The 12,550-nt window shown below is 56.3% G+C and carries 7 protein-coding genes, 2 tRNA genes, 3 rRNA genes and 1 other RNA gene; 5 read left to right on the top strand and 8 right to left on the bottom strand.

Translation table 11 applies throughout. The annotated features are described in order from the left end of the window. Window positions 1-31 precede the first annotated feature (31 nt). On the top strand, window positions 32-271 hold the full coding sequence (locus tag LG371_RS06505; RefSeq protein ID WP_225748079.1) for a polymer-forming cytoskeletal protein: 240 nt from the start codon (window positions 32-34) through the stop codon (window positions 269-271). 214 nt (window positions 272-485) lie between these two features. On the opposite strand, the gene rrf is transcribed toward LG371_RS06505, so the two are convergent. The 7 genes from rrf to LG371_RS06470 all read right to left on the bottom strand — a co-directional run bounded on the left by rrf (window position 486) and on the right by LG371_RS06470 (window position 8,662). Further along, window positions 486-598, bottom strand: a 5S ribosomal RNA gene (gene rrf, locus LG371_RS06500). 165 nt (window positions 599-763) lie between these two features. After that, window positions 764-3,840: ribosomal RNA gene (locus LG371_RS06495) — 23S ribosomal RNA — on the bottom strand. Window positions 3,841-4,150: 310 nt separating this feature from the next. Further along, window positions 4,151-4,226: transfer RNA gene (locus LG371_RS06490), tRNA-Ala, on the bottom strand. A gap of 51 nt (window positions 4,227-4,277) precedes the next feature. Continuing rightward, a tRNA-Ile gene (locus LG371_RS06485) sits at window positions 4,278-4,354 on the bottom strand. A 66-nt stretch (window positions 4,355-4,420) separates the two neighbouring features. Then, window positions 4,421-5,961: ribosomal RNA gene (locus tag LG371_RS06480) — 16S ribosomal RNA — on the bottom strand. Together the 16S, 23S and 5S rRNA genes with 2 tRNA genes alongside form the textbook arrangement of a ribosomal RNA operon. Before the next feature lie 425 nt (window positions 5,962-6,386). Further along, window positions 6,387-8,063 (bottom strand): formate--tetrahydrofolate ligase, encoded by a 1,677-nt coding sequence (locus LG371_RS06475; RefSeq protein ID WP_067593042.1) that lies wholly within the window; start codon window positions 8,061-8,063, stop codon window positions 6,387-6,389. A 167-nt stretch (window positions 8,064-8,230) separates the two neighbouring features. Next, window positions 8,231-8,662 carry an EamA family transporter gene (locus tag LG371_RS06470; protein ID WP_225748164.1) on the bottom strand — a complete coding sequence of 144 codons (432 nt, stop codon included), beginning with the start codon at window positions 8,660-8,662 and terminating at the stop codon, window positions 8,231-8,233. Window positions 8,663-8,874: 212 nt separating this feature from the next. Here LG371_RS06470 and LG371_RS06465 point away from each other — a divergent pair, with 212 nt between their 5' ends. The 3 genes from LG371_RS06465 (at window position 8,875) to rnpB (ending at window position 11,581) form a co-directional block, all read left to right on the top strand. Continuing rightward, window positions 8,875-9,801: a patatin-like phospholipase family protein gene (locus LG371_RS06465; RefSeq protein ID WP_067593035.1), complete on the top strand. Its 927-nt coding sequence runs from the start codon at window positions 8,875-8,877 to the stop codon at window positions 9,799-9,801. Between the two features lie 451 nt (window positions 9,802-10,252). After that, window positions 10,253-10,972 (top strand): hypothetical protein, encoded by a 720-nt coding sequence (locus tag LG371_RS06460; protein WP_225748078.1) that lies wholly within the window; start codon window positions 10,253-10,255, stop codon window positions 10,970-10,972. Between the two features lie 254 nt (window positions 10,973-11,226). Then, an RNA gene (gene rnpB / locus LG371_RS06455) (RNase P RNA component class A) lies at window positions 11,227-11,581 on the top strand. Window positions 11,582-11,666: 85 nt separating this feature from the next. Here rnpB and LG371_RS06450 read toward each other — a convergent pair. Beyond that, window positions 11,667-11,873 (bottom strand): glycine zipper 2TM domain-containing protein, encoded by a 207-nt coding sequence (locus LG371_RS06450; RefSeq protein ID WP_067593031.1) that lies wholly within the window; start codon window positions 11,871-11,873, stop codon window positions 11,667-11,669. A gap of 106 nt (window positions 11,874-11,979) precedes the next feature. On the opposite strand from LG371_RS06450, the gene LG371_RS06445 reads away from it, so the two are divergent. After that, window positions 11,980-12,426, top strand: coding sequence for a CopD family copper resistance protein (locus tag LG371_RS06445; protein ID WP_067593030.1), 447 nt, complete (start codon window positions 11,980-11,982; stop codon window positions 12,424-12,426). Window positions 12,427-12,550 lie beyond the last annotated feature (124 nt).

Below are 12,550 nucleotides of genomic sequence, written 5' to 3'. Positions count from 1 at the left end.
CTCTCAGTGAGAGATCAAACGCCCTAACCAGTTGAAACTGGTTAGGGCGTTTGATTGTTGCAAACAAAATAGAAAAAGTCATACAGCGCTCCACCTGAAGCCGAACGCCCGGGTAACCGGCAACATCCGCACCCAATCGCTGCAAGTGGAAGACGGCGCCGTTTATACCGGCGACATCCGCATGGACCGCAACGCCGGCAACGCCACCCTGCCCCCCGCCGGCAGTCCCGACAAGGCCATCGCCCCACCTGAGAAAGCAGCAGGCAAATAAGTCCAAGCCTGTTCGCTGTTTTCCCCATACAGCATAAGCAAAGGCTACCTGAAACTTTTCAGGGCCTTTGGCTGCTTTGCCTCGTATAAACTGAACCACAACTCGCCGCCGCTACATGTTCTCCCCTACTTTATTCCTCAAGATTTTCTCTGAAATTCGCTTGTCCCCCACAAGGAAACACCCCGGCTGATTAAGCCGGGGTGTCGGAATAGGTGTTTGGCAGTGTCCTACTTTCGCACGGGTATCCGTACTATCATCGGCGCTGGTTCGTTTCACGGTCCTGTTCGGGATGGGAAGGCGTGGGACCAAACCGCTATGGCCGCCAAACTAAACTGTACAAATCGTCAAGCCGCCGATATCGCTATCGGCCAATCAATCTTCTCCGGCCAAACTCTCTCAAGGTTCGACCGTCGGGTAATGTGTATCTCTTTCCAGTAAGCTTTATCTTCCGTCCTCTCCGGTGGCCAGCCACCGCAAAGCACTTCAAATGATAGAGTCAAGCCTCACGAGCAATTAGTATGGGTTAGCTGCACGCGTTGCCGCGCTTCCACACCCCACCTATCAACGTCCTGGTCTAGAACGACTCTTTAGTGTGGTTATACCACAAGGGAAGTCTCATCTCCAGGCAGGTTTCGCGCTTAGATGCTTTCAGCGCTTATCCTTCCCGAACTTAGCTACCCGGCGATGCCACTGGCGTGACAACCGGTACACCAGAGGTTCGTCCACTCCGGTCCTCTCGTACTAGGAGCAGCCCCTGTCAAACTTCCAACGCCCACTGCAGATAGGGACCAAACTGTCTCACGACGTTTTAAACCCAGCTCACGTACCACTTTAAATGGCGAACAGCCATACCCTTGGGACCGACTACAGCCCCAGGATGTGATGAGCCGACATCGAGGTGCCAAACTCCGCCGTCGATATGAACTCTTGGGCGGAATCAGCCTGTTATCCCCGGAGTACCTTTTATCCGTTGAGCGATGGCCCTTCCATTCAGAACCACCGGATCACTATGTCCTGCTTTCGCACCTGCTCGACTTGTCGGTCTCGCAGTTAAGCTACCTTTTGCCATTGCACTATCAGTCCGATTTCCGACCGGACCTAGGTAACCTTCGAACTCCTCCGTTACTCTTTGGGAGGAGACCGCCCCAGTCAAACTGCCTACCATGCACGGTCCCCGATCCGGATCACGGACCTGGGTTAGAACCTCAAAGTCACCAGGGTGGTATTTCAAGGACGGCTCCACAGAAACTGGCGTCTCTGCTTCTAAGCCTCCCACCTATCCTACACAAGTGACTTCAAAGTCCAATGCAAAGCTACAGTAAAGGTTCACGGGGTCTTTCCGTCTAGCAGCGGGTAGATTGCATCTTCACAACCACTTCAACTTCGCTGAGTCTCGGGAGGAGACAGTGTGGCCATCGTTACGCCATTCGTGCGGGTCGGAACTTACCCGACAAGGAATTTCGCTACCTTAGGACCGTTATAGTTACGGCCGCCGTTTACTGGGGCTTCGATCCGATGCTCTCACATCTTCAATTAACCTTCCAGCACCGGGCAGGCGTCACACCCTATACGTCCACTTTCGTGTTTGCAGAGTGCTGTGTTTTTAATAAACAGTCGCAGCCACCGATTCTCTGCGACCCTCCAACGCTTACGCCGCGAAGGCTTAACGTCGAAGGGCATACCTTCTCCCGAAGTTACGGTATCAATTTGCCGAGTTCCTTCTCCCGAGTTCTCTCAAGCGCCTTAGAATTCTCATCCTGCCCACCTGTGTCGGTTTGCGGTACGGTTCGATTTAAGCTGAAGCTTAGTGGCTTTTCCTGGAAGCGTGGTATCGGTCACTTCGCATCCGTAGATGCTCGTTATCGCTTCTCGGTGTTTCGAAGAACCGGATTTGCCTAGTCCTTCCACCTACCGGCTTGAACAAACTATTCCAACAGTTTGCTGACCTAACCTTCTCCGTCCCCACGTCGCACTTAAATCAAGTACGGGAATATTAACCCGTTTCCCATCGACTACGCATCTCTGCCTCGCCTTAGGGGCCGACTCACCCTGCGCCGATGAACGTTGCGCAGGAAACCTTGGGCTTTCGGCGAGCGGGCTTTTCACCCGCTTTATCGCTACTCATGTCAACATTCGCACTTCTGATACCTCCAGCATACCTTACGATACGCCTTCTCAGGCCTACAGAACGCTCCCCTACCATGCACGCTTCATTAAAACAACTCTGCTTCCACCATCCGTCACGCTCGACTTTGATGGGCGCTTTCCGTCGCTTCGCTCCGGTAAGCTGTTTTAATGAAGCGTGCATCCGCAGCTTCGGTTATAGATTTGAGCCCCGTTACATCTTCCGCGCAGGATGACTCGACCAGTGAGCTATTACGCTTTCTTTAAATGATGGCTGCTTCTAAGCCAACATCCTGGCTGTCTAAGCCTTCCCACTTCGTTTACCACTTAATCTATCATTTGGGACCTTAGCTGGCGGTCTGGGTTGTTTCCCTTTCGACAACGGACGTTAGCACCCGCTGTCTGTCTCCCATGCTCACACTTTCCAGTATTCTGAGTTTGCCATGGGTTGGTAAGTCGCAATGACCCCCTAGCCATAACAGTGCTTTACCCCCGGAAGTGATACATGAGGCACTACCTAAATAGTTTTCGGGGAGAACCAGCTATCTCCGAGTTTGTTTAGCCTTTCACCCCTATCCACAGCTCATCCCCGCATTTTGCAACATGCGTGGGTTCGGTCCTCCAGTACCTGTTACGGCACCTTCAACCTGGCCATGGATAGATCACTCGGTTTCGGGTCTACGCCCAGCAACTCGTCGCCCTATTAAGACTCGGTTTCCCTACGCCTCCCCTATCCGGTTAAGCTCGCTACTGAACGTAAGTCGTTGACCCATTATACAAAAGGTACGCAGTCACCCCAGATTTAAGCATCCTGCTATCTTGCTTAAATCTGCCAGTTTCACTCCTTAGTCTGCTTTTAGCTCGCTGCTCGCTCGCTGAAAGAACCAAGATACTTAAATCTGGGGCTCCCACTGTTTGTATGCATCAGGTTTCAGGTTCTATTTCACTCCCCTCCCGGGGTTCTTTTCGCCTTTCCCTCACGGTACTGGTTCACTATCGGTCGATGATGAGTATTTAGCCTTGGAGGATGGTCCCCCCATCTTCAGACAGGATTTCTCGTGTCCCGCCCTACTTGTCGTATACCTAGTACCACTACCGAGATTTCGAATACGGGGCTATCACCCACTATGGCGGAACTTTCCATTTCCTTCTTCTATCTCAACAGCTATCGTATACAGGCTCCTCCGCGTTCGCTCGCCACTACTTGCGGAATCTCGGTTGATTTCTTTTCCTCCGGGTACTGAGATGGTTCAGTTCTCCGGGTTCGCTTCGCTTACCCTATGGATTCGGATAAGGATACCGTACAAAATACGGTGGGTTTCCCCATTCGGACATCACCGGATCATAGCTCTATTGCCAGCTCCCCGATGCTTTTCGCAGGCTTACACGTCCTTCGTCGCCTATCATCGCCAAGGCATCCACCTGATGCACTTATTCACTTGACTCTATCATTTGAAGTGCCTTTCTGACTTTGCCCTCCCTGCGTTGACGACAGTCGGGACTTAAGGCCTCTACTCTGATAAAGCTTACTGCTTGTTGTGTCCGAATCCTGCCTTTTGTCTCAGGATCCGGTCAATACAATCATTACCCAAATTTCAGTAAGTGGGGCACACCCCCTCTTACTTCGTTTGTTTATTGATTTCGGCTTGCCAATTTGTTAAAGATCGATGCGTCGCTTGCGCTTCGCAAATCAAAACCAGCTGCTTTCAAGTGGCCTGAAAGCGGTTCGCTTTGATTTGAAAAGTGCTGGGTCTGTGGTGGAGGCAAACGGGATCGAACCGATGACCCCCTGCTTGCAAAGCAGGTGCTCTACCAACTGAGCTATGCCCCCTTACCTCTCTCCTCGGGCGTTTCTACTGCTCTGCCTCTGGCTTCAGCGTGGTGGTGGGTCTGGGAGGACTTGAACCTCCGACCCCACGCTTATCAAGCGTGTGCTCTAACCAGCTGAGCTACAAACCCAAGGTCTTCTCTTGCATCTGTGTGATTACCGATAGGTGTGGATGCTCCTGCCCCGCTTTTCTCTAGAAAGGAGGTGATCCAGCCGCAGGTTCCCCTACGGCTACCTTGTTACGACTTCACCCCAGTCATGAAGCATACCGTGGCAAGCGGCCTCCTCGCGGTTAGCCTACCTGCTTCTGGTATCCCCCACTCCCATGGTGTGACGGGCGGTGTGTACAAGACCCGGGAACGTATTCACCGCAGTATGCTGACCTGCGATTACTAGCGATTCCGACTTCATGCACTCGAGTTGCAGAGTGCAATCCGGACTACGATCGGTTTTCTGGGATTGGCTCCGCCTCGCGGCTTGGCTACCCTCTGTACCGACCATTGTATGACGTGTGAAGCCCTGGTCATAAGGGCCATGAGGACTTGACGTCATCCCCACCTTCCTCCGGTTTGTCACCGGCAGTCTCATTAGAGTGCCCAACTAAATGATGGCAACTAATGACAAGGGTTGCGCTCGTTGCGGGACTTAACCCAACATCTCACGACACGAGCTGACGACAGCCATGCAGCACCTGTGTTACGGCTCCCGAAGGCACCCTTCCGTCTCTGGAAGGTTCCGTACATGTCAAGACCAGGTAAGGTTCTTCGCGTTGCATCGAATTAATCCACATCATCCACCGCTTGTGCGGGTCCCCGTCAATTCCTTTGAGTTTTAATCTTGCGACCGTACTCCCCAGGCGGTCGATTTCACGCGTTAGCTACGCTACTAAGCAGTCAAGCTGCCCAACAGCTAATCGACATCGTTTAGGGCGTGGACTACCAGGGTATCTAATCCTGTTTGCTACCCACGCTTTCGAGCATGAACGTCAGTGTTATCCCAGGGGGCTGCCTTCGCCATCGGTATTCCTCCACATCTCTACGCATTTCACTGCTACACGTGGAATTCTACCCCCCTCTGACACACTCTAGCCATCCAGTTCAGAACGCAGTTCCCAGGTTAAGCCCGGGGATTTCACATCCTGCTTAAATAACCGTCTGCGCTCGCTTTACGCCCAGTAATTCCGATTAACGCTCGCACCCTACGTATTACCGCGGCTGCTGGCACGTAGTTAGCCGGTGCTTATTCTTTCGGTACCGTCAGCAGAAACGGGTATTAACCGTCCCCTTTTCTTCCCGAACAAAAGTACTTTACAACCCGAAGGCCTTCTTCATACACGCGGCATGGCTGGATCAGGGTTGCCCCCATTGTCCAAAATTCCCCACTGCTGCCTCCCGTAGGAGTCTGGGCCGTGTCTCAGTCCCAGTGTGGCGGATCGTCCTCTCAGACCCGCTACTGATCGTCGCCTTGGTAGGCCTTTACCCCACCAACTAGCTAATCAGATATCGGCCGCTCAAATAGCGCAAGGCCTTTCGGTCCCCTGCTTTCCTCCTCAGAGCGTATGCGGTATTAGCCAATCTTTCGATTGGTTATCCCCCACTACTCGGCACGTTCCGATATGTTACTCACCCGTTCGCCACTCGCCGGCAGAAGTGCAAGCACTCCTCCGCTGCCGTTCGACTTGCATGTGTAAAGCATGCCGCCAGCGTTCAATCTGAGCCAGGATCAAACTCTTATGTTCAATCTCTAACTTTAAACTTCTGGTCTGCTTCAAAGAAACCAACAGATCAATGTCTAAAACATCGTCTTGTCTTCTCTTAGCAGTGCGGATGCCGAAACATCCACACTTATCGGTAATCTCACTGTTAAAGAACAATTCCGCTCCCGAATAAAAACGACACGTCTCAAAACCAATCAGTCCAACCAATTTCGAAACGGTGCCGTGGAAGCAGCGAAGATGCGAACTATACGCCATCCCCTCCCCACCTGTCAAATACTCAAGAACTAAATTTCTATCCAAAACACTCAAATCCTACATATCATTGAGAATTTAGTTTCAACACCCTCGCAACCGGCCTGCATCCGACAGATGGCTACCTGCCCCAACACTAAACATAAAAAACAGCCGAACCCAAGCCCGGCTGTTATTCCACTCTCAAACAAGCATCAGAACAGTCCGCTGATTACCCCGTGCTCGTCCACATCAATCCGTTCCGCAGCGGGCACTTTGGGCAAGCCCGGCATCTTCATCATGTTGCCGCACAGCACCACGACAAACCCGGCTCCGGCCGACAAAGTCAGCCCGCGCACGGTGATGCGGAAACCTTGCGGCGCACCCAGCAGCTTGGCATTGTCGCTGAACGAATATTGGGTTTTCGCCATACACACAGGCAGCTTATCCCAGCCCAGCTGTTCCAGCTTGGCGATTTCCGCCAAGGCTTCGGTGCTGAAATCCACATCGTCTGCGCCGTAGATGCGGCGGGCGACGGTGCGGATTTTTTCCGGGATGCTTTGTTCCACATCGTAGGCAAAAGCAAAGCGTTTGGGCGACTGCTCCACGGCCGCCACCACTTTTTGCGCCAAGTCTTCGCCACCGGCGCCGCCCTTGCCCCACACCTCGGTAAACGACACTTCCGCGCCTTGTGCACGGCATGCTTTGGCCACTAAATCCAGCTCGGCCTGCGTGTCGGCGCTGAAGCGATTGAGCGCCACCACCACAGGCAGGCCGAACACATTCTGCATATTGCCAATGTGGCGCAACAGGTTGGCCAAACCTTTTTCCAGCGCAATCAGGTTTTCGCTGCCCAAATCTTCTTTCGCCACGCCGCCGTTGTATTTCAGCGCGCGCACGGTGGCCACGATCACGGCGGCATCGGGCTGCAAACCGGCCAGTCGGCACTTGATGTCGCAGAATTTTTCCGCGCCCAAATCCGCGCCGAAGCCGGCTTCGGTTACGGCATAATCAGCAAGGTGCCTGGCCAGGCGGGTGGCAATGACCGAGTTGCAGCCGTGGGCGATGTTGGCAAACGGGCCGCCGTGCACGAAAGCGGGCGTGCCTTCGATGGTTTGCACCAGATTGGGCTTGATGGCGTCTTTCAGCAGCGCGGCCATGGCGCCTTGGGCTTTCAGGTCTTTGGCGTACACCGGGCTGCCGTCTTTGGCATAGGCCACCAAAATGTTGCCCAAGCGCGTTTTCAGGTCGGCCAAATCTTTGGACAGGCAGAACACGGCCATCACTTCAGAGGCCACGGTAATATCGAAACCGTCTTCGCGCATCACGCCGTCGGCGGGCTTGCCGAGGCCGCCGACGATGTTGCGCAATTGGCGGTCGTTCATATCCACGGCGCGGCGCCAAATCACGCGTTTGGGGTCGATATTGAGCGCGTTGCCGTGGTGGATGTGGTTGTCGATGAGGGCGGCGAGCAGGTTGTTGGCGGCGCCGATGGCGTGGAAGTCGCCGGTGAAGTGTAGGTTGATGTCTTCCATCGGCAAAACTTGGGCGTAGCCGCCGCCGGCCGCGCCGCCTTTGATGCCGAACACGGGGCCGAGCGAGGGCTCGCGCAGAGCGATAACGGCGTTTTTGCCGATGCGGTTCAGCGCGTCGGCCAGGCCGATGGTGACCGTGGTTTTGCCTTCGCCGGCGGGCGTGGGGCTGATGGCGGTAACCAAAATCAGGCGGCCTTGTTTTTCAGGTAGCCTCAAAGCGTCGGCAGGGTTGATTTTGGCTTTGTATTTGCCATAGTGTTCCAATTGGTCCGGGCTCAAACCCAGTTTGGCGGCGATTTCGTCGATATGCTTGATTTGTGCGGTTTGGGCGATTTGAACATCAGACAATTGTGTCATGGCGGTCTCCGTTTTAAGAGTTTAAAGAATGGACTACGCATGGGGGATTGTACCCGAAATCAGCCTTGCCCGCCGCCGGATTGAGATGAATGTTTACAGATATACTGAAATATTTTCAGGTAGCCTCCACGCACAGGAAGGCTACCTGAAAACTCTTCGGGCAAACTTCAGCGTTTTAACGCCAACACCAGCACGCCGCCGGCAATCATGGCAATGCCCAGCCACTCCTGCACGCTCGGCCGCTCGTCTAAAAACACCACCGCCATCAGCGCCACCAGCACGATGCTAAATTTATCCACCGGCGCCACTTTGGAAGCCTCGCCCATTTGCAGCGCCTTGAAATACGCCAGCCACGAAGCGCCCGTGGCCAAGCCGGAGAGCACCAGAAACATCCAGTTGCGGCCGGTGAAGCCGCCCACGCCCTGCCACTTGCCGGTGTAGCTCAAAAATGCCGCCAATGTCGCAATGATCACCAGCGTGCGGATAAAGGTGGCGAAATCCGAATCGATGCCCTGCAAACCGAGTTTGGCGAAAACCGCCGTGAGCGCCGCGAAAAAGGCAGAGGCCAGAGCCCAATAGAGCCAAGCATGTGAAGTCATCATCCGTTTCCTTATATATTAAGTTGCCACAGGCTACCTGAAAACTCTCCAGCAGCCGCACTGTTTTTCAGGTAGCCCAAATTCGTTCGCCTGATTATAACCGCCCAATCCGCCCGCGCCCCATATTTGCAGGTAGCCTTTAACCCACCTTCACACCCAATCCGCTACAATACCCCCCGTTTCCGCCACCAACCGGCCAAAAAGGACTCCTCATGAACACATTATTCCGCCGCAGCCTCGGCATCGCCCTCCTCACCCTCGCCCTCTCCGCCTGCGACACCCTCGGCAGCAGCCTCTCCCTCGGTTCGCACAAACACCAGCGCCAGCCGCTCACCGCCACCCAAAGCGGCAACAAACCCCAGGCCGTCGTCGGCCTCGCCCTTGGCGGCGGCGCCTCCAAAGGCTTCGCCCACATCGGCGTGATCAAAGTATTGGAAGAAAACAACATTCCCGTGAAAGTGGTTACCGGCACCAGCGCCGGCGCCCTGGTGGGCAGCCTCTACGCCTCCGGCATGAACGCCCCGCGCCTGCAACGCGAAGCCGAAAGCCTGCAACGCGCCGACCTGGTCGACCTCACCCTCTCCACCAGCGGCTTCATCCGCGGCGAAAAACTGCAAAACTACATCAACCGCCAAGTCGGCAACCGCCCCATGCAAAACTTCCCGCGCAAATTCGCCGCCGTCGCCACCGAGTTCGACAGCGGGCGCAACGTCGTATTCCGCAGCGGCAACGCCGGCCAGGCCGTGCGCGCCTCCGCCAGCATCCCCAACGTATTCCAGCCCGCCATCATCAACGGCAAACGCTATGTGGACGGCGGCCTCACCGCGCCCGTGCCCGTATCGGCCGCTCGCTCGCTCGGCGCCAACGTGGTGATTGCCGTGGACATTTCCGCCAAGCCCGCCCGCCTCACCCAAAGCGGCTTCTTCTCCTACCTCGACCAAAGCCTCAACATCATGAGCACCTCCGCCCTCAACAGCGAGCTCTCCAAGGCCGACGTCGTGATCAAACCGCAAGTGCAGCACCTCGGCGCCGTGGGCGGCTTCGATGAAAAAAGCCACGCCATCAAGCTCGGCGAAGACGCCGCCCGCGCCGCCCTGCCGCAAATCCGCGCCGTGTTGCAGCGCTACCGCGTGCAGTAAGCCCGCTGCAAAGGCTACCTGAAAATAAGGTATGGCGAAGCAAGGCCGAGTTTCAGCGAAGCTAAAACGCAGAAGCTCATTTCCCAGCCCATACTTTTCAGGTAGCCTCACCCGCAAACTAATCCTGTTTATTCAATATCCAAATCCAACTTTCAGGTAGCCCGCACGCCGCACAACAGGCTACCTGAAAAATATCAACCCCCGCACACCATGTTCACCCTCTGCCTACCCGGCCTCCACTGGCCCCACCCCCCGAACTCCCCGCCCTGCACACCCCCGGCCTCAACCAACTGCTGCGTTTCGGCCGCTTCCGCCGCCCCTCCGAGCCTGCCGACTTCTGCTTCCAACACCTCAGCCCCCAGCTCCACCACCTCTTCGCCGAGCCCTACGCCTTCGCCAGCCCCTGCACCAGCAAATCGGCCTGCACAGCACCCAGCTCCAAAGCAGCGGCTTGCACATCCTGCCCGAAGAAGCCGAAGTCCTGTGCCACGGCCTCAACGCCTTCTGCCACGAAGACAGCTGGCAATTCGCCCCCTCTCTCCGAGCTCTGGAGCATCCGCCTGCCCGCCCCCGCCCAGTGGCAAGCCCCTGCATCCTCAACATCGACGGCCACCACGCCGACATCCCCAAGCCCTCGGCAGCCGCAAAGCCAATGGCTCCAACGCCAAACCGAAATCCAAATGTGGCTGCACAACCATCCCGTCAACACCGCCGCAGCGCCGAAGGCAAACCGCCCATCAACGCCCTCTGGCTGTGGGACGAGCTGCCCACCGAATCCCCGCTGCACCCCCGCACTCATCGGCAGCCACAGCCCTGGGCCGCCTACAGCCGCAGCCCCCAAGTCCGCCACGCCCCGGCCAACCTCGCCGCCTGGCAGGCCACCGCCGCCGAGTGCCGCGTTCCGCTCGAACACAGCACCCTCTACCTCCACGAGCTCCGGCAAGCCGCCGAGCTCGGCCGGCCCGACGACTACGCCCGCACCCTGCAACAATGGGACGAACAATTCTTCGCCCCCCTGTGGCAAGCCCTGCAACGCAAACAACTCCCCGCCGCCCGCCTCCTCACCGACGGCGAACACGGCGGCAGCCTCGAAATCTCCGCCCGCAGCGGCTGGGCATTCTGGAAACCCAAACACCGATTCGCCGGCAGGCTGGATATTTCCACCAAATAAGCACAAAAGGCTACCTAAAAAACAAAGCATCCCGTTTCCGTTAAGCAAATTCAGGTAGCCTTTTTTCAGGTAGCCTCAAACCAAGCCACAACCTGCCCCAACAACCGCCCACCCGTTTTCCCACTGCAACCAATATTTTTCAGCCAGCCCATCCATGCAACAGGCTACCTGAAAAACCGCCGAACCCGCAAAACCCCACCCCTGCATTTTCAGGTAGCCTTTCCCGCCCAATCCGTTATAATCCCGCCCGTACCGCAGCAGGCCAGACAGTCGCCGCGCCCTCGGGCGGGGAGGAAAGTCCGGGCTGCACAGAGCAGGATGCCGGCTAACGGCCGGGCGCCGCGAGGCGACGGAAAGTGGAACAGAAAGCATAACCGCCGATGGCTGCGGCAACGCAGCACAGGTAAGGGTGAAATGGTGCGGTAAGAGCGCACCGTGCGGCTGGCAACAGACCGTAGCAGGCCAAACCCCATCCGCAGCAAGACCAAACAGAATGCAGTGAAGCTGCTCGCCGAGCATTCGGGTAGGTTGCTTGAGCCGCTTGGCAACAAACGGCCTAGAGGAATGACTGTCCAACGACAGAACCCGGCTTACCGGCCCGCTGCGGTACACCCCACGAAGCCGCTCGGCTTCTCCGCATACACAACGGGCGGGAGTGCATTCCACACTCCCGCCCGCATCATTAAAATCCGGTTTAGCGAATCTGGCTGCCCACCAAACCGCCCAATGCAGCGCCGCCCAAGGTAGAGCCGGTGTCGCCGCCGATCACGTTGCCGGCCACGCCGCCCACGGCCGCGCCCACGGCAATATTACGCTGTCTGGTGGTCATACCGTTGCAAGCGCTCAAAGAAGCAGCCAGCAACATCATGGCGCAAATGGAGCTAACAGTAGATTTTTTCATGATATACCCTTTCTGTATCAGTATAAAAAGGCACAGCGGCGTTTGACCGCCCTACCTGCCTGTGAGAGTATCGCACTTTTCTGTGATTGCATTAAAAGGCAGGTAAATGTCTGTTTATTCCGCCGCACATATTGTTCACTTATTCTGCGCCATCGCTTTCGTGGGCGGCGTGCTGTTTGAGTCGCTGGTTTTGTCGGTTATGCACACCAAGCGCGTGGGGCGCGAGGCGCGGCGCGAAGTGGAGCGGGCGCTGTCGGCGCGGGCGGTGCAAGTGATGCCGTGGGTGGTCGGCCTGCTGTTTGCTTCCGGCCTGGTGATGATGCACCGCTACCTGCAAATCCTGCACAACCCGTTTGCCAATTCGTTTTTCATTCAGCTTTCGCTGAAAATCCTGCTCGCCTTCAGCATCCTCTGCCACTTCATCGCCGCCGTTGTCCGCATGCGGCGCGGCACGATGACGGTGAGCTTTTCCAAATACATCCACCGCGCCGTGCTCACGCAGATGCTGCTCATCGTGTTTCTGGCCAAAGCCATGTTTTACATTGCCTGGTAGCGCGAACCCGCAACAGGCTACCTGAAAAACATCCGCCCGCCCCACGCCTTACCCAAACAGGCGCTTCTGTTGCGCGATTCTCACAGCCCGCGCGCCCGCTTGCCCCGCCTCGCGCACGCAAAGT

The sequence above is a fragment of the Eikenella sp. Marseille-P7795 genome (assembly GCF_916618725.1).
GTDB classification, from domain to species: Bacteria; Pseudomonadota; Gammaproteobacteria; order Burkholderiales; family Neisseriaceae; genus Eikenella; species Eikenella longinqua.
Note: the sequence above shows the minus strand (reverse complement) of the source record. Positions and strands in the feature narration are given on the sequence as shown.

Excerpts from the sequence above, each read along its gene's own strand:
- LG371_RS06445 (WP_067593030.1), top strand. The coding sequence starts at position 11,980 with ATGTCTGTTTATTCCGCCGCACATATTGTTCACTTATTCTGCGCCATC.
- LG371_RS06465 (WP_067593035.1), top strand. The coding sequence starts at position 8,875 with ATGAACACATTATTCCGCCGCAGCCTCGGCATCGCCCTCCTCACCCTC.
- LG371_RS06475 (WP_067593042.1), bottom strand. The coding sequence starts at position 8,063 with ATGACACAATTGTCTGATGTTCAAATCGCCCAAACCGCACAAATCAAG.
- LG371_RS06470 (WP_225748164.1), bottom strand. The coding sequence starts at position 8,662 with ATGACTTCACATGCTTGGCTCTATTGGGCTCTGGCCTCTGCCTTTTTC.
- LG371_RS06450 (WP_067593031.1), bottom strand. The coding sequence starts at position 11,873 with ATGAAAAAATCTACTGTTAGCTCCATTTGCGCCATGATGTTGCTGGCT.